Here is a 22,402-nt window from a genome sequence, read left to right as displayed (position 1 = left end):
TTTGGTGAGTTGATGCAGCCAGTGTCACTCAAACCGGGCTAAAAGAAAATTACCGAAAACAGCATAGCCGCTATACAATTTCGTATGACTAAAAACGAACCGAACTGGGATCTTTACCGCTCCTTCCTGTCCGTGCTGACGGAAGGATCGCTGTCGGGGGCCGCCCGCGCGCTGGGTCTGACCCAGCCGACGGTCGGCCGCCACATCGACGCGCTGGAGCAATCGCTGTCGCTGTCGCTGTTCACGCGCTCGCAATCGGGCTTTATTCCGACCGAGGCTGCCCATGCGCTTCAATCGTACGCCGAGACGCTGGCCGCCACCTCCTCGGCGCTGCTGCGCGCGGCTTCCGGCCTGGGCCACGGGGAAATCAAGGGCACGGTCCGGATCACGGCCGGTGAAGTCGTCAGCGTTGAGGTGCTGCCGCCGATACTGGCGCGGCTGACGCGCACACACCCCGGCATCACCATCGAGCTGGCGACGTCCAACCGCATCGAAAACCTGTTGCGGCGCGACGCCGATATCGCGGTTCGCATGACGCGTCCCGAACAAGACGCGCTGGTGGCACGCCGTATCGGCAATATCGACCTGGGGCTTCATGCACGTCGCGACTACCTGAAACGCCGGGGCACACCACGCACCTGGGCCGAGTTGGCCGGCCATGCCATCATTGGCATCGACCGCGAGACAGCGTTCACGCGCAAGCTGCAGCATCTGATGGGCGACCTGCAAAACAGCTCCTTCGCGCTGCGCAGCGACAACAACCTGGTGCACCTGGCCTCGATCCGCGCCGGACTGGGAATAGGCATCTGCCATACCAGACTGGCCGAGCGCGACGACCGGCTGGTCCGCGTACTCCCCGACCTGCTGACCATTCCGCTCGATACCTGGCTGGCGATGCATGAAAACCTGCGCAACAATCCCGCCTGCGCCACCACCTTCGCGGCCCTCGCCGAAGGCCTCACCGAATACGTCAACGCTTGATCAAAATCATAGTTAAGCGGAATTTGTTGTTTCAAGAATGGAAATTAAGTTATTTTTATTGCAGTTAAAAAAATCCATGATAGCATTGCTACTTAATTAAGTAAGATTTTTAACTGCAACTTTTCAATTACCTTGGGAGCAACGATGTCCATAGCTAAAAAAGCCGTATTTGCAATTGCCCTTGCCGCATCCTCTTACGCGTCCGCGAAGCATAACAATCCACCTGCACCTGCTTCTGGTCCTTTGTGGGTAAACATTTCCAACCCGAGCATGAGCGGCTTTACCGTTGGCTCCCAGACGGTTAGCTATGGCGCTTTAGCCGCAGCCCAAGTATGGGTATATGACGGCGCCAATCCCCCAGGCAGCCAGGGCCTGGCGGCTATCGAATCGCTGGTTGAAAGCAAGTTCAGCCTGCCATCCAGCGGCCCAGGCTCGCTGACGCTGACCAGCAGCGGCGATCTGGCGAGCACCAAGAGCGGCAATTTCACTATCGATACCAGCTATAACTACCTGGCAGTGCACTATGGCCAAGGCGAATTGCTGTTCCATTTTGACCAGCCGGTGGCAGCCCACACGGTATTCAGCTTCTCCAATTTGCCTCACGGAATCAGCAACTTCCGCGCATTTTCGACGATCTCCGCCGTGCCTGAGCCAACCACCTACGGCATGCTGCTTGCCGGCCTGGGCCTGATGGGCTTTGCCGCACGTCGCCGCGCACGTCGATAAGCGCTACGCCAGCGCCCGCACCAGCCAGATCGCCAGAATAAACGGCAAGGTGAAGTACGGAAGACTCAGGATGCCAAAGGCCATGGACAACGCTATGCTGAGCGATGCGCCAGCAAAGCGCCAGGACCAGCGGCATTGACGAGACGCCAGCGCAAGCATCACAAGTGTGCAGTTGATGCCTGCGCCGGCGGCGCCGGCTTCGATACCCGAATCCGGACACAATCGGCCTGCCAGCATGATCGCCAACCACGCCAACATGGCGCCGGATAACGCCCACATCGCCAGATGCCAATCACGGCGCGCCAACGCTGCCCACAACAACATGCCCAGCGGCGCAACGCCGACAAATGCGGCCTGCCCCATCGAACAAAACAGATAGTTGACGACGGACGTTCCGCAAACGCCAGCCGATGGCGCCAGCGCCGTTAAGCCAAAGTCCGAGCCCACCGCGCCCGCAAGCCACATCATCACAACAAACGGCAGCGTCAATGGCGGAACGCGCAAACGCTCGACGCACCAGGTCAGCATGGCCGTCAGCAGGCCGGCCATCGCGATCCATACCAACAGCGCACCGCCCGGCTGATAGCTGGCGCACAGGCCGATACCGGTCAGCGCACCGTTAAAACCATATAAACCATTATGCCGGCGTTGTTCCGGAAACCTCAGCGCCCAGGCGGCAAACGAAGCGCAACCCACGCCCAGCACACAACCCAGCGCCAGCACCGGTCCGCTCAGATACAGGCAAAGCAGCAGCACCGTGCCAAATATCGGCGAGTCCTGAAGGTAGATCTGCGCTATCGCCGTCAGCTGGCGTTGCAGCGCCACGGGCACTGCAACGCGAGGAACCGACGATAAAATCACGCCGCTGCCGGCTCGTCGTCCGGCCATATCTGCGCGATGCGCAGCAGGTTGGTACTGCCCGGCTGACCGAACGGCACACCCGCCGTAATCGCGATCTGGTCGCCCGGCTTACCGAAGCCCTCCCGCAGTGCCGCCCGGCAAGCCGCAGCCACCATGCGATCCACATTGCGCACATCCGGACTCACCGTCGAATGCACGCCCCAGGCCAGCGCCAAACGACGCGCCGTCGACAGGTTCGGCGTGATGCTCAGAATCGGCGCCATCGGCCGCTCGCGCGCCGCGCGCAGGCTGGTGTGGCCGGAGCTGGTGTACGTCACCGTCGCCACGGCGCCCACGATCTGCGTCACATCGCGCAGTGCCGAGCAAATGGCGTCGCCGCTATTGGGCATCGGCGCCTGGTTCTGGGCGTCGATCATCTGGCGGTACAGCGGGTCCTTCTCCACCTCGCAGATGATGCGGTTCATGATCGACACCGCCTCCGTCGGATAAGCACCGCTGGCCGATTCGGCCGACAGCATCACCGCATCGGCGCCGTCATAGATCGCGCTGGCGACGTCCGAAGCTTCCGCCCGCGTCGGCACCGGCGCCGAAATCATCGACTCCAGCATCTGCGTGGCGATCACGATAGGCTTGCCTTGCAGGCGGCAGGCGCGCAGGATGCGCTTCTGCACGCCGGGCACCCGCTCCGGCGGAACCTCCACGCCAAGGTCGCCGCGCGCCACCATGATCGCGTCCGACACAGCGACGATGGCGTCCAGCGCATCCAGTGCCGCCGGCTTCTCCAGCTTCGCCAGCAGCGATGCGCGCTTGCCGACAATCGCCCTTGCCTGTACCAGATCCTCCGGCCGCTGCACAAACGACAGCGCGATCCAGTCCGCGCCCATCTCCAGCGCAAAGTCCAGGTCGCGCAAATCCTTCTCCGTCAGCGCGGGGATAGGCAGCACCACGTCGGGCACGTTGACGCCCTTGCGGTCCGACAGCACGCCGCCGTTGACGACGCGGGTGCGTATCACCCGGCCTTCATTGCCCAGCACCGCCAGTCGCAGCTTGCCATCGTCCAGCAGCAGCGATTGACCGGCGCCGATCACCTCGAACAGTTCGGGATGCGGCAGGCATACGCGTTGTGCGTTGCCGGGCGTGGTATCGCGGTCCAGCGCGAACTCCTGCCCCGCCGCCAGCGTCACTTTACCTTCGGCGAACTGGCCCACGCGCAGCTTGGGGCCCTGCAGATCGGCCAGGATGGCAATCGGTCGGCCGGCGCTGCGTTCGATTTCGCGCACGATGTTGCAGCGCGCCTGATGGTCCTGATGGGTGCCGTGGCTGAAGTTAAAGCGGAACACATCGGCGCCCGCTTCAAACAATGCCTGGATGGCTTCCCTGCTGCTGCTGGCAGGACCGAGCGTGGCCACGATTTTGGCCTGACGTTGACGTCGCATTGGGTGTTCCTTTTTTACAGAATTAAGACGGCGCGGAAGTCGTTGACGTTGGTGCGGGTCGGGCCGCTGACCACCAGGTCGTTCAACGCGCTGAAGTAGCCGTAGCCGTCGTTGTTTTCCAGCAGAGCCTTGGCCCGCAGTTTCTGCGTCAGGCCGCGCTCCAGCGAATCCGGGCCATACAGTGCGCCGGCGTTGTCCTCGGAACCGTCGATGCCGTCGGTATCGCAGGCCACCGCATGAATGCCGGGGTGGCCGTCCAACGCCACCGCGAGGCTGAGCAGGAATTCGGCATTCCGTCCACCGCGTCCGGAACCGCGCACCGTAACCGTGGTCTCCCCGCCGGAGATGATCACGCAAGGCCGCTGGAACGGCTGGCCGCGCGTCGCCACCTGACGCGCCATCGCCGCGTGGACGATGGCGACATCGCGCGATTCGCCTTCGATGCCGTCGGACAGGATGTAAGGCGTGATGCCGACCGCATGCGCGTGCGCTGCCGCAGCCTCCAACGCATCCTGCGCGATGGCTATCACGTGATGGCTGTTGCGGGCAAAGCGCGGATCGCCCGGCTTCGGCGTCTCGCCGGCGCCGGATTCCAGATGCTCGCGGATGCTGTCCGGGATGGCGATGTCGTACTTGCGCAGCACCGCCAGCGCATCGGCGCAAGTGGTCGGGTCGGGCAGCGTAGGGCCGCTGGCGATGATCCCTGGATCGTCGCCAGGCACGTCCGAGATCAGCAACGTGACCACGCGCGCCGGCGCGCAGGCCAGCGCCAGCCTGCCGCCCTTGATGGCCGACAGATGCTTGCGCACGCAGTTCATCTCGGAGATGGCGGCGCCGCTCTTCAGCAAGGCCTTGTTCAGCGCCTGCTTCTGCTCCAGCGTGATGCCGGGCGCCGGCAATGCCAGCAGCGAGGAGCCGCCGCCGGAGATCAGGCACAACACCAGATCGTTCTCGCTCAGGCCCCGTACCATCTCCATCATGCGACCTGCGGCAGCAAGCCCCGCTTCGTCCGGAACCGGATGGGCCGCCTCGATCACTTCGATGCGTTCGCAGTCCACGCCATGCTCGTAGCGCGTGACGACCAGCCCGGAGATGTCACCCTTCCAGTGACGCTCGACGGCGCGCGCCATCGCGGCGGCGCCCTTGCCTGCGCCGATCACCAGAGTGCGGCCGTTCTTCGGCGGCTCCGGCAGGTAGGCCGGCAGGCACTTCTCCGCACTGACAGCGTCCACCGCGCTGCCGTAGAGATCGAGCAGGAATTGGCGTGGATTCAAGGTATTCATTACGCCTCGGCGATCTGGTGGTTGGACATCAGTTCGATCGCGCGGCACAGAGCCGAGTGATCCATGCCGCCCAGACCATTGGCCGCGCAGGCATTCATCAATTCCTGCGCCATGGCGGTATTCGGCAGCGACACACCCATCGCCTTGGCGCCTTGCAGTGCCAGGTTCAGGTCCTTCTGGTGCAGTTCGATGCGGAAGCCTGGATTGAAGGTGCGCTTGACCATGCGCTCGCCGTGCACTTCCAGGATGCGCGAGTTGGCGAAGCCGCCCATCAGCGCCGAACGTACCTTGGCAGGATCCGCACCGGCCTTGGATGCGAACAGCAACGCCTCGGCCACGGCCTGGATGTTCAGCGCCACGATGATCTGGTTGGCGACCTTGGTGGTCTGGCCGTCGCCGTTGCCGCCGACCAGCGTGATGTTCTTGCCCATCAGTTCAAACAGCGGCTTGACGATGTCGAACGCCGCTTCCGAACCGCCGACCATGATCGTCAGCGAACCGGCCTTGGCACCCACTTCGCCGCCGGACACCGGCGCATCCAGGTATTCGCAGCCGAGGGCATTGATCTTCTTGGCGAACTTCTTGGTTTCGATCGGCGAGATCGAGCTCATGTCGACCACGATGGTGTTCGGACGCAGGCCCTTGGCCACGCCCTCTTCGCCGAACAGCGCTGCTTCAACGTGCGGCGTATCCGGCACCATGACGATGATGATGTCGGCGCGCGCGGCCACTTCGGCGGCCGAGGTGCAAACCGTGGCACCGGCTTCGATCAGCGGGAACGGCGGGTTCTTGATGTCGTGCAGGTACAGTTTGTGGCCGCCGTCCAGCAGATGCTGCGCCATCGGAGCGCCCATGATACCCAGACCAATAAATCCAACTCGAGACATGATATTTTCCTTTAGATGTTATGTTGACTTGTCGTTCCCGCGCACGCGGGAACCCATACTTCGCATCCGACGCCAATTCAGCATGGATTCCCGCCTGCGCGGGAACGACGCGTTGGTAACTCTCGTTACACCCCGTGCGCTGCGCGCCAGCCCAGGCCCGCTCCCGTCGTGGTGCGCGGCTTGTATTCGCAACCGATCCAACCGTCGTAGCCGGCGGCGTTCAACTGGTCGAACAGGTAGCGGTAATTGATTTCGCCGGTGCCTGGTTCGTTGCGGCCGGGGTTATCCGCCAGCTGCACGTGACCGATCAGCGCCAGATGCTTCTTGATAGTGTTCGTCAGCTCACCCTCCATGCGCTGCATGTGATAGATGTCGTACTGGATGAACAGGTTGTCCGACCCGGTAGCGGCGATCAGCGACGCCGCCTGCGCGGTGTTGGTCAGGAAGAAGCCGGGAATGTCGTAGCTGTTGATCGGTTCAATCAGCAGGCGAATGCCCTCGTCCTTCAGCGCCGCGGCGGCGAAGCGCAGGTTGTCCACCAGCGTGATTTGCGCGTCCTGCCGCGTTACACCTTGCGGCAAGATACCGACCAGGCAGTTCAACTGCTTGACGCCCAGTTCCTTGGCGTACGCGATAGCGGTCCACACGCCGTCGCGGAACTCGGCCACGCGGTCCGGATGGCAGGCGATGCCGCGCTCTCCGGCTTCCCAGTGGCCCGCAGGCAGGTTATGAAGCACCAGCTCCAATTGGTTGGCCTTCAGTCGCTCGGACAGGTCGCGGGCGCTGTACGCATACGGGAACAGGAACTCCACCGCCTGGAAACCGGCGCGGGCCGCCGCCTCGAAGCGCTCAATGAACGGCACTTCGGTGAACAGCATGGTCAGGTTGGCTGCAAGTTTGGTCATGACGTTTTCCTCTCAGTCCAGCAGGGAGATTGCGGTCGGTGCGTCGGTGCCGCGCAGCGCCAGCTCTTCAAACTCGTTGACCTTGTCGAGGTCTGTGCCCATTGCGATGTTGGTCACACGCTCCAGTATCACTTCCACTACCACCGGCACCTTGAACTCTTCCATCCACTTGTGGGCCTGCTCGAAAGCGGCCGGCAGATCGTCCGCATTCATGACGCGAATCGCTTTGCAACCCAGGCCTTCCACCACAGCGACGTGATCGACGCCGTAGCCGTTCAGCTCAGGAGCGTTGATGTTCTCGAACGCCAGCTGGACGCAGTAGTCCATGTCGAAGCCACGCTGGGATTGACGGATCAGGCCCAGGTAGGAGTTGTTGACCACCACGTGCAGGTAAGGCAGCTTGAATTGCGCGCCCACGGCCAGTTCCTCGATCATGAACTGGAAGTCGTAGTCGCCCGAGATCGCCACCACTTTGCGCTGAGGATCAGCAGCGGCCACACCCAGCGCTGCCGAGATGGTCCAGCCCAGAGGGCCAGCCTGGCCGCAGTTGATCCAGTGACGCGCGTTGTACACGTGCAGGAACTGCGCGGCGGCGATCTGCGACAAGCCGATGGTGCTGACGTAGCAGGTGTTGCGGTCGAAAGCCTTGTTCATTTCTTCGTACACGCGCTGCGGCTTGACCGGCACTTGTTCGAAGTGGGTCTTGCGCTGCATGGTGCGCTTGCGTTCCTGGCACTGCGACACCCATGCCGAACGGTTTTTCAGCTTGCCCGCCGCTTTCCACTCGGTGGCCACCTCGATCATGAGCTTCAGCGCGGCGCCGGCGTCGGAGACGATGCCGAAGTCCGGACCGAAGACGCGGCCGATCTGGGTCGGTTCGATATCGATGTGGACGAACTTGCGGTCCTTGGTGTACACCTCGATGGTGCCGGTGTGGCGGTTGGCCCAGCGGTTACCGATACCGAACACGAAGTCCGATGCCAGCACGGTGGCGTTACCGTAGCGGTGGCTGGTTTGCAGGCCGGCCATGCCGACCATCAGCGGGTGATCGTCGGGGATGCAGCCCCAGGCCATCAGGGTCGGGATCACCGGAATGCCGGTCAGCTCGGCGAATTGCACCAGCAGTTCGGATGCGTCGGAGTTGATCACGCCACCGCCTGGAGTCAGGATGGGGTTCTCGGCATCGTTCAGCATCGTCAGCGCTTTTTCGATCTGGGCGCGGGTGGCCTTCGGCTTGTAGGCTTCGAGCGGCTGGTAGGTATCGGGGTCGAATTCGATTTCAGCCATCTGCACGTCGAACGGCAGGTCCACCAGCACCGGGCCTGGACGGCCGGAACGCATGATGTGGAAGGCCTGCTGGAACACCATCGGCACCAGCGCCGGCTCGCGCACGGTCACGGCCCACTTGGTCACCGGCTTGGCGATCGATTCGATATCGACCGCCTGGAAGTCCTCCTTGTACAGTCGGGCGCGCGGCGCCTGGCCGGTGATACAGAGGATAGGTATGGAATCCGCCTGGGCCGAATACAGGCCGGTGATCATGTCGGTGCCTGCGGGGCCGGAGGTGCCGATGCACACGCCGATGTTGCCGGCTTTGGCGCGGGTGTAGCCCTCGGCCATGTGCGAGGCGCCTTCGACGTGACGCGCCAGTATGTGCTTGGCGCTGCCCTGCTTCTTCAACGCCGCGTAGAATGGGTTGATCGCGGCGCCCGGAACTCCGAACACCTGATTCACGCCCTCTTTTTCCAAAACGATTGCTGCTGCCTGCGCTGCTGTCATCCGTGCCATGCTAGTCCCCTGATGGTTAAGTTCTGAGTTGATGGGATCATCGTAGCGGGAAAGGTGGGCCGTGATAAGAAGACAAACTCTCGCTTTATTCGGTACTCAAAATATCGAATAAGTGTGAAATAATCCGGATATGGATAAATTGACGCAAATCGAGGCCTTCGTCGACGTGGCCGAAAAAGGCAGCCTGGTACGGGCGGCGATGGGTCAGCACATCACGCCCGTCATGCTGGGCCGGCGCATCGACGCGCTGGAAAAGCGCCTGGGCGTGAAGCTGATGCACCGCACCACCCGCCACCTGACGCTGACCGAACAGGGCACGCTCTACCTGGACCATTGCCGCAAATTGCTCGCGGATCTGGGCCATGCGGACCGCATGGTCTCCGAAGGACGGCACCGCGCCACCGGCCACCTGATCGTCTCGGCGCCGGCCGCCTTTGGCCGCAAGCACGTGGCGCCCCATGCTGCGGGCTTTGTACGCGCCCATCCCGACGTGCAGATATCGTTCAACCTGACCGACCGCGTGGTCGACCTGGTGCGGGATGGCTATGACGTCGGCATCCGCATCGGCGGCGTGATCGATCCGAGCTTCGTGGCCGTCAAGCTGGCCAGCAACCGGCGCGTGGTGTGCGGCACGCCGGAATACTTCGAACGCCACGGCATTCCGCGCACGCTGGACGACCTGTCGCAGCACAACTGCCTGGCCTTCAACCTGCAAGGCGGCCAGCAGCGCGGCTGGTACTTCCAGGATCAGGGCAGGCAGGTGACGGTGCGGGCGGACGGGAATTTGAACTGCAACGACGGCGAGCTGCTGCACCGCTGGGCCACGGAAGGCCTGGGGCTGGCGTGGCGGTCGTCATGGGAGATCCAGTCGCAACTGGCCTCCGGGGAGTTGATTACGGTCTTGGACGACTACGCGCTGCCGCAGTACGACATCGTCGCCGTCTACCCGCAGCAACGGCACCTGCCGGCCAAGGTGCGCTTCTTCATCGACATGCTGAAGGAGATCTACGCCCGGCCGGACTACTGGCTTACGACTTGAACTTCCCGCGGCTGGCGAGTCCGAGCACCGCCAGGCCCGCAGCCAGCATCAAGCAGGCGGCGGGTTCCGGCACCGGCGACGGATCGGTCGAAGGCGCATCGTCGACGACCAACTCCCCCATAGCCTGGAACTCGGCGATCGAATAGTGATTATCACCGCGCGCGGATATACGGAACGCCCGCGCCTCCACCGGCGCCCCCAGCAGGCCGTCGAACATGTTTTGTCCAGGAGGGTCGCAATTCGTATCGAGAGCAGTCAGCCCTTGCCAGACATGGTCGCGGTCCAGGTATTCGATGTGGTAGTCGCTATTGCTGCTTGCCTCCAGCACCAGCCGGCTCACCACCGCGATATGCGCCAGCGTGACGATCACGCCACTGTCCGTCCCGGACCAATAGACCGAATCGAAATTCCACTGCTGGCCGACCGGATTGAACCCGCCGTCCGTCACGCTGTTCAGCCGCGCCATGCCGCCGCCCCAGAGCGCGCCGGCCGAGTCGCCGATGCCGGCGCCGTATGTCGTGACGTCGGCAAGATAGGCCACATTGTCGTCGGCGCGTACCGCGCAAGAGAACATCACTGAAACCACTAATGCGACAGTCAAGAACCTCATGCCGACTCCTGGTTAGCGCAGCAGGACAGGATGCCGTTGACGGCGCATCTCATCCTGTATCTGCATGGTCTGATATGCAGCCTGCAGCGTTCCCGCATCCAGGCCTATGCTCTTGCGTACCAAGGGATGCGGCAGATCGGCCCAGGTGCTGCGCGGCAGCTGCGGCGCAGCCGTCGCCACGCCCGCCGCCACGCGCTCCACGTCATCGACAGCCTTGCGCGCGACATCGCCACTGTTGATCGCAACGCCCACGGCACCATCGTCGCTGGCGTCCGGCCGGCTGCCCTGCGGACAATCGGCGTCGGTCAACAAGACCTTGCCGTCCTCAGAAACGCAGCGGTTCACCCCGGGGCTGGCGTAAACGGTACTGGCGACTAATCCAACGCATAACAACAACTGAGATACCTTGAGCGCGGCGTCCATGATCAATATCCCTTTATTAAGTATATTGATCTTCGCGCAAGCTTGGTTATTTTTCTGTACGGGCCCGCACGTACCCTTGGCGCGCTCTTGAATGCGTTGTTTTTTGAGCTAAGGTACAATATCGCCATGAAAGCGATCTTCCTCATCCCCACCCTTACCCTCGCCCTGGTCCACGGCTATGCCGCCGCAGGCTCCGCCCCTCCGTACGGCTGGAACAATTCCGCTGAACTGGGCGCCATCTCCACTTCCGGTAACACGGTCGGTACTTCGGTGACTGGCAAGCTGGATGCCAAGCAGGAGCTACCCGAGTGGAGTAACGAATACGTCCTGGCCGGATACTTCAAGGACGAACAGGTCACGCAAGCCGACGGCGAAAAAGTGCGCGAGCGTTCCGCCCAGCGCTATTCGTTCTCCGCCAAGGCCGCGTACAAGCTGCTTCAGGATCACGACAAGCTGTTCGCGCTGGCCACCCACGTCAACGACAAATTCGGCGCATACACGCGCTACTCCACCGTGGGCGTCGGCTACGGCACCGAGACTTACAAGTCGCCGGACCACAGCATGGACGTGGAAATCGGCCCTGGCTATTTCAACGGCATCCGTTCGAACGGCGAGATGGAAAGCGGCATGACGGTACGCGGCGCGGCCAACCTGAAATGGAAGTTGAGCGATAGCGCCCTGTTCACGCAGAACGTTAGCGTGGAACGCGGCACCTCGAACATGCATTCGCTGGCCGAGACGGCGCTGCGCACCAAAATCAACAGCACCATGCAGATGAAGGCCGCGTTCAGCGTCCGCAACGACACCAATGTGCCGGAAGATAAAAAGAACACCGATACCCAAACGTCGGTGACGCTGGTCTACTCGTTCTGATAGCGCTACATGCCCTTGAACCGGTGCTGGAAGCGCTGGCTCACGGGCAGTTTGTCCTGATGGCCGCGCAGGCTTAGCCACAATGCGCCGTCGGCATCCCGGCTGACCGCTGCGATGCGCTTGACCGCCACCACGTAACCCCGGTGTATCTGCCAGAATCCCGCCTCCTCCAGTTCGGACGCCAACTCCTTCAACGGCGTGCGGATATGGGCCTCGGCCTGCTGCGGCGTCACCACCCGCGTATATTTGAACTCCGCGCAGAAGTAAATCACCTCGCTCAAGTCGATGAAATGTATCGAGTTGCCGACGGTAGCCTGCAACCATGACGGTGCGGCCGGTTTAGGCGACAGCTGTTGCATCAGCCGCGCCAGGTCGGGCGGCGGCGTGCCGAGACGGGCGCGTACCCGCTCGATGGCGCGGACCAGCCGCACAGGATCGGTGGGCTTGAGCACATAATCGATCGCCCCTTCGTCGAACGCGGCCAGCGCATGCTCCTGATAGGCCGTGACGAACACCACATGCGTGCGCGTGCCGAAGGTGCGGGCCACTTCCAGCCCGCTCAAGCCGGGCATGCGGATGTCGAGAAAAGCCACATCCGGCTCCAACGCGCGCGCCAGGCGCAGCGCTTCGTAACCGTCGGCCGCCTCGGCCACCAGTTCGGCCTCCGGCCACAAGGCGGCCAGCGACTGCCGCAATTCCGCACGCAGCAAAGGCTCGTCATCCGCGATCAATATACGCGGGCGATGAGGTGACATCGACATCATGCGGCCCCCAAAGGTAAGGTGATTTCAGCTTCGGTCCAACCGTCCGCCGCCACTTGCAGCCTGAATCCGGCGGCGCTGCCGTGCAGGGCCGCCAGCCGTTCACGCAGGTTGCGCAATCCTACGCCGCTGCCCAACACGGATTTTCCGGGACCGGCGCCGTTGTCGCGCACCGCCACTACCAGCGCCCCCTCGCGACGGCGCACCAGCATCCGCACGGTGACGTTGCCGGGATGCGGCTCCACGCCGTGCTGTACGGCGTTTTCCACCAGTGGCATCAGCATCAGCGGTGGCAGCTCCACCGCTCCCAGCTCGACAGGACAGTCGATCTCGAATTGCAGGCGGTCGCCGAAACGTATGCCCATCAGCGCCAGATAGTGTCCCGCCAGTTCGCATTCGCGGCCAAGGCTGGACATCGGGCTGCGCAAATCCGGCAAGGCGGTATGCAGATAGCCGATCAGATGATCGAGCATCGCCACCGCGCGTTCGGGATCGTGGCGCGCCAGATAGCGCGTGTTGGCGAGCGTGTTGTACAGGAAGTGCGGTTCGATCTGTGCCTGCAAGGCCTTCAGGTCGGCGGACAGCGCGGCCTGCGTCAGCTGCGCCATCAACAACGCGCGCGACTGGTGCTGCGCGATCCACAGGCGCGGCACCAGCAGCAACAAGGCCAGCGCCCCGACCGAAAACTGCACCGTCAAATCGTTGTGCGTGCTCACGCCCACCGTTAACAAGCTGCGGTGATACAAGATGCCGGCCACCCAACTCGACAAGCCGACCAGCAGTAGCAATCCCGCCCACAGAAAACGCCAGTCGCGCAGCCGGGGCGCGGTCGTCAGCGCGGCCAGCAAGGCGGCCGCACTGATCCCCACCGGCAGCAGCATCGCACCGAACAAAGCCAACAAGGTATAGGCACGCAGCGCCAGGCACACCAGCGCGAAACCGGCGGCCAGCGCCGCGCTCAGCACCTTTTGACGAACGGTGCTGAGCGCCGCGCGCCGCAGTCCATCGAGAACGGCGATGCCGTTCATAAGCTCGGCGACTCCGGCAGTTTATTGTGCGGCATCGTATCCACCGGCACGTCCTTGCCGACCGCATCCAGCGACAACTCGTCGATCCAGACCTGGCCAGTGCCTGCATTAATCACGCCGAAGTTGATACTGGTCGCATCGTCCGGAACATCCAGCGTGACGCTGCGGATTTGCCAATCGTTGGAACCGACGATAGGCTTGTCCATGCTGTTATAGAAAGCGACGTTATGGCCGACAGGGCCATCGATACGCAGCCACAAACCCGCCCAACCGTTAACGTCGCGCGACTTGACCCGCGCCTGGAAACGCACACGCTGCCCCTGATAGCGTTGCGCTGATACAGACTGCATCAGCGTACCCCAGCCCTTGGCATCGCCCTGCGCATAGCGCAGGAACTTGGAGCCCTTGCCGCTGGTGGTTTCAACGTTATCGATACCGGCCTGGTAGGAAGACGGCGTCTGGCCGGCCACGATCCATGGCGCTGGCAGCTTGGTGGTCGATTCAGCGGCAACGACCCACAGCGAGGTGGCGGCGAGTGCGGCGGCGATTACGTGCATTGGTTTCATCTTTTTTCCTTAGTCATGTCCATGACGAGATGTCATGGTCACACTGTGCCTGACGACTCGGTGGCGCGGGTGGCCATGCGACTGGCGCAGCCCGCGACGGATAAACGCGGCAGCCCCGCGATAAGCGCTCCGCTTAATCCGGCGCCAAGGTTGAGTTTATTACAATGCCGCTGCCGCTGTCCAAAATTGCCGCATTTTGCTATAGTCGGCCCGCCCTCATTTCCTCTTTATCCCCGGACGATTACATGAACACTCCCCGCATTTTCGGCACGCCCCTGTCTCCCACCGCCACCAAAGTCATGCTGCTCGGCTCCGGTGAACTCGGCAAGGAAGTCATCATCGCCTTGCAGCGCCTGGGCGTTGAAGTGATCGCCGTCGATCGTTATCCGAATGCGCCAGGCCACCAGGTTGCGCACCGCGCCCACGTCATCAACATGGCCGACGGCGCCGCGCTGGCCGCGCTGATCGAACAGGAAAAGCCGGATCTGATCGTGCCGGAGATCGAAGCCATCGCCACCGACACCCTGGCCACGCTGGAAAAAGCCGGCAAGATCACCTGCATCCCGACCGCGCGCGCCGCCCAGCTGACCATGAACCGCGAAGGCATCCGCTGCCTGGCCGCCGAAACCCTGGGCCTGGCGACGTCGCCATACCGCTTCGCCAGCAGCCTGGCGGAACTGGAAGCGGCCACCGCCGCCATCGGCTTCCCGTGCGTGATCAAGCCTGTCATGTCCTCGTCGGGCAAGGGCCAGTCCAAGATCGACAGCGCCGCCGAAGTCAAAGCCGCGTGGGACTACGCCGCCGCCGGCAGCCGCGTGGATTCGGGCCGCGTCATCGTTGAAGGCTTCATCGACTTCGACTACGAAATCACGCTGCTGACGGTGCGCTCCATCGGTGCCGATGGCCAGGTCGAGACCCAGTTCTGCGATCCTATCGGCCACGTGCAGGTGCAAGGCGACTACGTCGAATCCTGGCAGCCGTGCCGCATGAATCCACTGGCGCTGGCGCGCGCCCGCGACATCGCCGAGAAAGTCACCGGCGACCTGGGAGGCCTCGGCCTGTTCGGCGTCGAGCTGTTCGTCAAGGAAGACATGGTCTGGTTCTCGGAAGTGAGCCCGCGTCCGCACGACACCGGCATGGTCACCATGGCGACCCAGGTGCAAAGCGAATTTGAGCTGCATGCCAAGGCCATCCTCGGCCTGCCGGTCAACGTGGCGTTGAAGGCGCCGGGCGCGTCGGCCGTGATCTACGGCCAGCATGAAGCGGCAGGCATCGCCTTCGAAGGTGTGGCAGAAGCGTTGCGCGTGCCGGGTACCGACATCCGCCTGTTCGGCAAGCCGGAATCGTTCGCACGCCGCCGCATGGGCGTGGCGCTGGCCGTCGCCGACGATGTCGAAACCGCGCGCGTCCGCGCCAAGGAAGCGGCAGCCAAGGTCAAGCCGGTACTGGGCAAGTAAGACCTTTGGTCGCGGGCCGCCTACATCTGCCGGAACAGGTCGACGTAGTTGCGGCTCACGACCAGCTGCTCCTCGCGACCCTTGAGCTGCACCATCAGGCGGCCGCGAAAATCGTGGCGGGTGCCGGCCACGTGGCGCGCGGCGACGATCACGCTGCGGTGGATCTGCCAGAACTGCTGCTCGTCCAGCTGCTCGCGCAGCTTGCTGATCGGCGTGCGTATCAGGCTCTCGCCGTCCGCCAGGAACACGCTGGTGTATTTGTCGTTGCTCTGGAAGTAGATCACCTCGTCGATCGCGATCAGGCGCGTATGTTCGCCTTGCGAGGCGCGTATCCATTGCAAGGTCGGCGCCGGCGCGGCGGCGACGGGCGCAGCACCGCCCAACTGCTGCAACAGCGCCTGCAGCGTCGCCGCGGTGACACCCGTCGCAGCCGCAGGCTCGTTGGTGCGCAGCGCCGCTTTCAGCTTGCTCACTGTCTTATCCAGCCGCTCCAGGCTCGCAGGCTTCAACAGATAATCGACCGCCGAATGTTCGAACGCCTCCACCGCATACTGGTCGAAGGCGGTCACGAAAACGATATGCGGCGGCTTGGCGCCGTCCACCAGTCGCGCCGCCACATCCAGCCCCGTCATGCCGGGCATGCGGATATCGAGAAACACCACGTCCGGCGCCTCCTCGTCGATCAGCCGCAAGGCTTCAAGGCCGTTGGCGGCCTTGGCCACCACCTTCAGTTCAGGCCACGCTGTCTTCAGCTGGCCTTCCAGATAATCGCGCAGATGTTCTTCGTCATCTGCGATCAAGGCACGGAATGTATCGATGTCGGACTCGCATTCAAAGGCAGCATGAGACGCACCGTCATGCCGCAGGGTTGATTTTCCAATAATTCTACCTTAGCGGCGCCGCCATACAAACTGCGCAAGCGCTCGCGCAGATTGCTCAGCCCCACCCCGCCTCCAGGCTTGGCCGACATGGTGCTGCCCAAGCCCACGCCGGTGTCGCTAATTTGCAGGTACAGGTGCTCGCCCTCCGTCCGCGCGCTGACGACGATCTCACCGCCCTCCACCTTCGGCTCCAGTCCGTGCGAGATGGCGTTTTCCACCACCGGTTGCAGCAGCATGGGCGCGATGACGTGGTGGCGCAAGGCGTCCGGCAACTCGACGCGATAGCGCAGCCGCTCGCCCATGCGCACCGCCAGCACATCCAGGTAGGCGGCGATCAGTTTGGCCTCGGAGCCCAGCGTGGCTTCTTCGCTGCGGCTCGCGGCCAGGCTGGCGCGCAGGTAATCGATGAACCGCTCCAGCATATGCTGGGCCTTGGCCGGCTGCGGGCCAATCAGGCTCACCACATTGGCCAACGTGTTGTACAAGAAGTGCGGCTCGATCTGCGCCTGCAATGCGCGCAGCCGCGCCTCCGCCAGCAGCCGCGCTGTGGACGCGATCAGTTCCTGCTGCCGCGCCTTTTCCATCGCATACGCCACCCGCCGCTCGGCGCTGCGGCTGACCACATACATCAGCAAGGCGACGGCCCCGGCCAGCACCAGCGACTGGCTCAGCGCATTGCGGTTGTCCACCACCTGCACCACGCCTTGACCGTTCAGCAGCGCGGTCCCCAGCCCCAGGCCCAGCAGCACACTGGCCCCCACCAGCGAGATGCTGAATACCAGCCGTGGCAAGCCCTTGGCGCGGCGCGGCCAGCCGCCGCTGACGGCGTTGGCCAGCAGGTGGCCGAAGTGGATCAGGAAGCCGATCAGGTTCGAAATGAGCAGCATCGGCAGCCAGTGCCCCGTCACCAGCCGCTCGCTCCCCGACAACAGCACATCGACCGCCGTCAAGACCGTGCCCAGCCCGCAGTTCCAGATCAAGGTGTACAGCAGGTTGCGCCGCGTCGACGCCGGCCAGCGCTGGAAAAACGGCATCATGTCCAACGGATGCGCCAACCGCGCGTTGTCGGCGTTCAAAGGCGCGGTGGCTTGCTTGCAGCTGTCGTTCATCGTGGTATCCAAAATAATCAGGCCGGCAGAAAGTTACCATGAATGCAGGGTGGCGATGCATAAGAAAGCCGCGCCATTGCCCGTGGCCCCGCTTTGATGTTGTGCGCATCAAACACCGTCAACACCGTCTGGCCGCGCCGCGCATCCTGGGCGACGCCGACCAGATAGCCGTCGATCTCGGAACGCGCCCCGCGCCGTGGCACCAGCACGTGCTCCTCCGCCACCCAGCCGGCGTCGAAGCGGTAGCTGTCTGCCTTGCCGCTGTCGATATCGATCAGGTTCACGGTATTGAAGCTGTCGTCCGCGCTGCCGGGCGCCACGCCTAGCACCGCCAGCTTGCGGTGGCGGACCGATACCACCTGCGGCGCCACCCTGGGGAATTCGCTGGCGCCGAACAGTCGCGCCTCGCGCGCCTGGCCGGTGGCGTAGTCCAGCGTGATCTGCACCGTGCTGGAGCCGTCACGGAAAGGCCGTATCTCGCCATGCATCACTTCCGCCAGCTCGTGCAGCGTGTCGCCCTCGTGCATCACGGCGTCCAGGCGGGTGCAGGCGCCGTCTTCGAAGGCGTTCCCGAAGTGGAAGACGGTGCGCGCCGGCAGCTCGAACACCTGGCGCAGTTGCAGCGTGTCCTTGGCGATGACGACCGCGCGCAGCGGCCGCGTCGCGCCAGCCCAGTGCAAGCTGTCGCCCAGGCTGAGCTCCGGGCCGGATTTCATATCGTAAGGCGGCACCAGGAAGATCAGGTGCCGTGCGCTGACGACAAAGTCGTGCACCATATTCAGTTGCGGCACATCGACCACGGCAGTGCGCATCACTTCTCCGGCCGCGTTCAAACGGTAGATCATCAACTTGTCCGCGCCGGGCATGTTCCCGAAGTTCCACAGGCCGCCGTCCGGATCGATTTTCGGATGCGCGGAAAACGGCATCGCCTTCAGGTCCGGGCGCCAGGTCTTGACGCCGCGCGTATCCAGCGTCTGCGGATCGACTTCGATGGCCGAGCCGCCTTCCCACAAGGCGTACACGTGGCCGCCGAACGGCAGCAGATTGGTATTGGCGACGTTGACGGTGTCGTTGGTCTTGACCGGCCGGCGGTCGATGTAGGTGCCGAAGGCCGGATACAGGAACTGGCCGGCCGCCGTCTCCTCGGTGAACTTCTGGGTGGCGACGAAGCGGCCGCGATGACTAACCTTGCCGCCGCCGAGCTGCCAGCGCTGGACGTAGCCGTCGCCGTCGAACCAGTGGTGATAACGCTCGCCGCCCAGTTCGAAACGGCCAGGCCCGTTGCGGTAAAAGGCGCCTTGCAGGTCATCCGGCATGCGGCCGTGGATCGCCGCATCGCCCGACAGTTCGCCGGCAACGCCCGCATAGGCCGACAGCCGGGGGGCGTGTTCCAGCGCCTGGTGGAAGCGGCGGAAGGTGTCGCTGTCTGCCAGCGCGGTGCCGGAGCTTAGGCCCAGGGCGGCCAGGCTGATGCTGCGGGACAGGAATTTGCGGCGCTGATTCATCGCGTGGCTCATGTCTGGCTCCCGGATCAGCGCAGGCTGACGCTGGACACCGCACCGGCGGCAGGCAGCGCAAAGTGCGCGGCCGCATACTCCGGCGCACCGCGCTTGCCCATGGCGTTGTTACTGAAGGCATAATCCTCGGTCGGCATGCCGACCAGGTTGCGGTCCATTTTTCCGTTGGCGTTGACGTCGTGGTACAGCGAGAAGGCGTAGTCGCCGGCCGGCAGGTCCTTGAACTCGACTTGCGTGGTACCCGCCACCGCTGGCACGGCGATCGCGCGGAACGGCTTGTCCAGGAAGGTCTCGGCCGAGTTATACAGGGCGATCATGATCTGGCCGTCGGCGCTGGCGACGCCGGTCACGGAGACTTTCAGGTCGGCGGCGGCGGCAGGCGCCAACGCGGACATGAGCGACAGGACGGCGACGGCAAGGCTGGTGGATCGCATGATGAACTCCGGTGAGTGAATGTGACTCCACTCTAGCCAGCGGCCCGCCGGCCCGGATATCGATGCGACGAAATGCGTGGCTGCGGCGCGAAATGCGTCCGGCCGGCGCGAAATGAACAACGTCAGGAGCGACGTCCAGCCGGTATGTGGCGCGAAATGATGTCCAGCATCTGCTCGACGTCGACCGGCTTGGCGATGAAGTCGTTCATGCCGGCGGCGATGCAGCGCTCCTGCTCCGATTGCATCACGCCCGCCGTCATCGCCAGGATGGGCAGGTCCAGTTTGAGCTCCCGCCGTATCACGCCGGTCGCGGCGAAACCGTCCATCACCGGCATCTGCACGTCCATCAGCACGATGTCGTAGTCGTTGGGATGGTCGCGCAGGCGATCCACCGCCAGCTGGCCGTTCTCCGCCACGTCCACACTGGCGCCAGCGTATTCCAGCATGCCGCGTGCCACCACCTGGTTGAGCGGATGGTCCTCCACCAGCAGCAGGCGCACGCCCTTCAGGCACTGTGCCGCCGGGTCCTCGCCGTTCGGCTCCGGCTCCGGCTCCTGCTCCAGCGCCGGCGGCAGCTCGGCCTTCGGCAGCAGGAACGGCAGCGTGACGACAAATTCGCTGCCCTTGCCCGGCATGCTGCTGACGGCGATGGCGCCGCCCATCAATTCCGCCAGCCGGCGGCAGATCGCCAGTCCCAGTCCGGTGCCGCCGAAGCGCCGCGTGGTCGAGGCGTCGGCCTGGTTGAAGGCTTCGAACAGGCGGCTCTGCTGCTCCAGGTCCATGCCGATGCCGGTGTCGCGCACCACGAAGCGCAGGCCGACGGCATCGCCCGCATAGCCGGCCATGCCGTTGGCCGAACGTTCCACCCGCAGCTGCACCTGGCCATGCTCGGTGAACTTGATGGCATTGCCGACCAAATTGATCAGGATCTGCTGCAGGCGCATGACATCGCCCACCAGCGCCCGCGGCACCGCGGCGTCGGCGACGATGTCGAACCGGATGCCGCTGGCGGCCACCGTCGTCATCATCACCGTGTTCACCGCCGCCAGCACCTCGTCCAGCTGGAAGGTCGACGGCGCCAGTTCCATGCGCCCGGCCTCGATCTTGGAAAAATCCAGCACATCGTTCAGGATCCCCAGCAGCACATTGCCGGACGACCGTATCATGTCCACGTACTCCTTCTGCTCTGCGCTCAGTTCCGTATTCCCCAACAAATACGCCACGCCCAGCACCGCGTTCATCGGCGTGCGGATCTCGTGGCTCATATTGGCCACGAACTCGCTCTTGGCGCGGCTGGCGGCGGCGGCGCGCTGCTCGCCGGCGGCCTGGATCAGCTCCGCGTTCTTGCGGTCCGTGATATCCATCGCCATCAGATAGGTGCCCACCACCTTGCCGTCGGCGGCGACGTCCGGCACCAGGTCCACCATGAAGTGCTGCGTCAGGCCATGCTGCTCGAAGGCGCGCTCGAAGTGCAGGCGCCGGCCCAGCAGCGCCTGATCCAGGTCGCCCAGCCAGCTGTCGGCGGCGTCACCGAAAACGTCGGACACGGTCTGCCCCAGCATCGCCTGCGGATCGAGGCCGAATTGGGTGCGATAGTGCTCGTTGGTGAACAGGAAGCGCCGCTCGCGGTCCAGGTAGGCGATCAGCAGCGGCAGGTTGTCGGCCAGGATGCGCGCCCGCTTTTCGCTCTCGTAGGTGCGCAGCTGGGCCGCCTCGCGCTCGGCCATCAGGCGGTAGAAGGCGCCGCTCAATTCGCCGATTTCATCCTTGCGGTCCAGTTGCAGCACCTGGATGCCGGCGCGGCTGTTCTTGATCTCGGCGATGTTGCGGCGCAGCCGCTGCAAGGGCCGCAGCAGCCGCGCGATGCCCAGCCAGGACAGCACACCGGCCAGCACGGCAAACACCGTCGCCGCGCCCGCGGCCTCGTAGCGCATCTCCCGCAACGGCGCCAGCGCCTCGTCGCTGGGAAAACGCGCCGCGACGATCCAGCGCGCATGCTGCAGGCGGCGATAGGAGTAAATGCCCTTGACGCCGTCCTTGTTCTTCGCCTCGGTCCAGCCCTGGAAGCCGTTGAGCGCCATCTCGGTGGCGCGGTTGGCGCCCGGACGCTCGTTGATACTGTGCAGCAGCCGCGCCTTGTTCGGATGGCTGAGCAGGACGCCTTCGGACGTCATGATGAAAGTGAAACCGGTGCTGCCCGGCCTGAGCGCGCTGAGCGACTCGAACGGCGCATAGTGCAGCAGATTGATGCCGCCGGCCAGCACCAGCGCCACATGGCCGTCGCTGTCGAGCACCGGCGCCGTGATCAGCACCGTCGGCGCGCCGGCCAGCTTGCTGGCGAACGGCGCCGACACCACGCCGCGCCCGCGCGCCAGCGTCAGGTCGAACCACTCCTGGCCTGCCGCGTGGTGGGGCTGTTGGGGCATGGCCTCCTCCAGCGCGCCGGTCAGCAGGCCGTCGGCATTGTAGACTTCGAGGAAGGAGAACTGGCCGCGCGCGGTCGGCCGCGCCTTCAGGTAGGCCAGCAGCGCGGCCGGATCGTGCAGCGTGGCCGCCGGCAGCGATTCGGCCAGCGCCGCCAGCATGGCCTTCTTGCCGGCCAGGTGCTCGTCGATATGGGCGGCGGCGCCGGACAGCAAGGCATACTGCTGGCTGCCGATGACCTCCTTCATATCGCGCTCGGCCAGTATCAGCGCCACCACCGTCACGGTGACGGTCGCACCCAGCACCAGCAGCATGACCAGGCCGCTGAGGCGAAACCGCAGGGTGGACGGCAGATACTGTTTCAACGCCATTGGCAGCGCACTCGCTAGAAAGATGATATTAAAGTATTACAT

At 63.9% G+C, this 22,402-nt stretch carries 21 protein-coding genes; 5 read left to right on the top strand and 16 right to left on the bottom strand.

Annotated features, from left to right (window positions below):
- Nucleotides 1-84: 84 nt before the first annotated feature.
- Nucleotides 85-981, top strand: coding sequence for a LysR family transcriptional regulator (locus ACEN9O_RS23520; protein WP_495614223.1), 897 nt, complete (start codon nt 85-87; stop codon nt 979-981).
- 144 nt (nt 982-1,125) lie between these two features.
- Entirely contained in the window at nt 1,126-1,707 is a 582-nt protein-coding gene (locus tag ACEN9O_RS23515; RefSeq protein WP_495614222.1) for a PEP-CTERM sorting domain-containing protein, read from the top strand.
- A gap of 3 nt (nt 1,708-1,710) precedes the next feature.
- Here the strand turns inward: ACEN9O_RS23515 and ACEN9O_RS23510 are convergent, their stop codons facing one another.
- The 6 genes from ACEN9O_RS23510 to gcl all read right to left on the bottom strand — a co-directional run bounded on the left by ACEN9O_RS23510 (nt 1,711) and on the right by gcl (nt 8,867).
- A complete protein-coding gene (locus ACEN9O_RS23510; protein ID WP_495614221.1) occupies nt 1,711-2,532 on the bottom strand; it encodes an urea transporter in 822 nt (273 codons plus the stop codon).
- Between the two features lie 32 nt (nt 2,533-2,564).
- Entirely contained in the window at nt 2,565-4,004 is a 1,440-nt protein-coding gene (gene pyk / locus ACEN9O_RS23505) for a pyruvate kinase (RefSeq protein ID WP_495614220.1), read from the bottom strand.
- Nucleotides 4,005-4,018: 14 nt separating this feature from the next.
- The gene (locus ACEN9O_RS23500) at nt 4,019-5,287 is read right to left on the bottom strand and encodes a glycerate kinase type-2 family protein (RefSeq protein WP_495614219.1); all 1,269 of its coding nucleotides are present in this window, start codon (nt 5,285-5,287) and stop codon (nt 4,019-4,021) included.
- Entirely contained in the window at nt 5,287-6,174 is an 888-nt protein-coding gene (locus ACEN9O_RS23495) for a 2-hydroxy-3-oxopropionate reductase (RefSeq protein ID WP_495614218.1), read from the bottom strand. Before ACEN9O_RS23495 ends, ACEN9O_RS23500 begins: the two co-directional genes overlap by 1 nt.
- A 125-nt stretch (nt 6,175-6,299) precedes the next feature.
- A complete protein-coding gene (hyi, locus tag ACEN9O_RS23490) occupies nt 6,300-7,079 on the bottom strand; it encodes a hydroxypyruvate isomerase (protein ID WP_495614217.1) in 780 nt (259 codons plus the stop codon).
- A gap of 12 nt (nt 7,080-7,091) precedes the next feature.
- Nucleotides 7,092-8,867, bottom strand: a complete 1,776-nt coding sequence (gcl, locus tag ACEN9O_RS23485; RefSeq protein WP_495614216.1) for a glyoxylate carboligase — start codon at nt 8,865-8,867, stop codon at nt 7,092-7,094.
- Between the two features lie 130 nt (nt 8,868-8,997).
- Between gcl and ACEN9O_RS23480 the strand changes: the two genes are divergently transcribed.
- Entirely contained in the window at nt 8,998-9,906 is a 909-nt protein-coding gene (locus ACEN9O_RS23480; protein WP_495614215.1) for a LysR family transcriptional regulator, read from the top strand.
- Here ACEN9O_RS23480 and ACEN9O_RS23475 read toward each other — a convergent pair.
- A complete protein-coding gene (locus tag ACEN9O_RS23475) occupies nt 9,896-10,516 on the bottom strand; it encodes a PEP-CTERM sorting domain-containing protein (protein WP_495614214.1) in 621 nt (206 codons plus the stop codon). The two genes, ACEN9O_RS23480 and ACEN9O_RS23475, sit on opposite strands and share 11 nt — an antisense overlap.
- 12 nt (nt 10,517-10,528) lie before the next feature.
- The gene (locus ACEN9O_RS23470) at nt 10,529-10,939 is read right to left on the bottom strand and encodes a hypothetical protein (protein WP_495614213.1); all 411 of its coding nucleotides are present in this window, start codon (nt 10,937-10,939) and stop codon (nt 10,529-10,531) included.
- A 126-nt stretch (nt 10,940-11,065) separates the two neighbouring features.
- Here ACEN9O_RS23470 and ACEN9O_RS23465 point away from each other — a divergent pair, with 126 nt between their 5' ends.
- Nucleotides 11,066-11,812: a DUF481 domain-containing protein gene (locus ACEN9O_RS23465; protein WP_495614212.1), complete on the top strand. Its 747-nt coding sequence runs from the start codon at nt 11,066-11,068 to the stop codon at nt 11,810-11,812.
- 5 nt (nt 11,813-11,817) lie between these two features.
- Here ACEN9O_RS23465 and ACEN9O_RS23460 read toward each other — a convergent pair whose 3' ends face one another.
- The 3 genes from ACEN9O_RS23460 to ACEN9O_RS23450 are packed head-to-tail and all read right to left on the bottom strand — an operon-like array spanning nt 11,818 to nt 14,167.
- Nucleotides 11,818-12,567, bottom strand: coding sequence for a LytR/AlgR family response regulator transcription factor (locus ACEN9O_RS23460; protein ID WP_495614211.1), 750 nt, complete (start codon nt 12,565-12,567; stop codon nt 11,818-11,820).
- Nucleotides 12,568-12,572: 5 nt separating this feature from the next.
- Nucleotides 12,573-13,601 carry a sensor histidine kinase gene (locus tag ACEN9O_RS23455; RefSeq protein ID WP_495614210.1) on the bottom strand — a complete coding sequence of 343 codons (1,029 nt, stop codon included), beginning with the start codon at nt 13,599-13,601 and terminating at the stop codon, nt 12,573-12,575.
- Nucleotides 13,598-14,167, bottom strand: coding sequence for a transcriptional regulator (locus tag ACEN9O_RS23450; RefSeq protein WP_495614209.1), 570 nt, complete (start codon nt 14,165-14,167; stop codon nt 13,598-13,600). Before ACEN9O_RS23450 ends, ACEN9O_RS23455 begins: the two co-directional genes overlap by 4 nt.
- Before the next feature lie 245 nt (nt 14,168-14,412).
- On the opposite strand from ACEN9O_RS23450, the gene purT reads away from it, so the two are divergent.
- Entirely contained in the window at nt 14,413-15,624 is a 1,212-nt protein-coding gene (purT, locus tag ACEN9O_RS23445; protein ID WP_495614208.1) for a formate-dependent phosphoribosylglycinamide formyltransferase, read from the top strand.
- A 20-nt stretch (nt 15,625-15,644) separates the two neighbouring features.
- Here the strand turns inward: purT and ACEN9O_RS23440 are convergent, their stop codons facing one another.
- The 5 genes from ACEN9O_RS23440 to ACEN9O_RS23420 form a co-directional block, all read right to left on the bottom strand.
- Entirely contained in the window at nt 15,645-16,400 is a 756-nt protein-coding gene (locus tag ACEN9O_RS23440; RefSeq protein WP_495618526.1) for a LytR/AlgR family response regulator transcription factor, read from the bottom strand.
- Between the two features lie 20 nt (nt 16,401-16,420).
- The gene (locus ACEN9O_RS23435) at nt 16,421-17,614 is read right to left on the bottom strand and encodes a sensor histidine kinase (protein WP_495614207.1); all 1,194 of its coding nucleotides are present in this window, start codon (nt 17,612-17,614) and stop codon (nt 16,421-16,423) included.
- A gap of 17 nt (nt 17,615-17,631) precedes the next feature.
- Nucleotides 17,632-19,131, bottom strand: coding sequence for a carotenoid oxygenase family protein (locus ACEN9O_RS23430; RefSeq protein ID WP_495614206.1), 1,500 nt, complete (start codon nt 19,129-19,131; stop codon nt 17,632-17,634).
- Between the two features lie 14 nt (nt 19,132-19,145).
- Nucleotides 19,146-19,565, bottom strand: a complete 420-nt coding sequence (locus tag ACEN9O_RS23425) for a DUF2141 domain-containing protein (RefSeq protein ID WP_495614205.1) — start codon at nt 19,563-19,565, stop codon at nt 19,146-19,148.
- 122 nt (nt 19,566-19,687) lie between these two features.
- Nucleotides 19,688-22,360, bottom strand: coding sequence for an ATP-binding protein (locus tag ACEN9O_RS23420; protein WP_495614204.1), 2,673 nt, complete (start codon nt 22,358-22,360; stop codon nt 19,688-19,690).
- Nucleotides 22,361-22,402: the final 42 nt, after the last annotated feature.

This window comes from Duganella sp. Dugasp78, from assembly GCF_059491455.1.
Note: the sequence above shows the minus strand (reverse complement) of the source record. Positions and strands in the feature narration are given on the sequence as shown.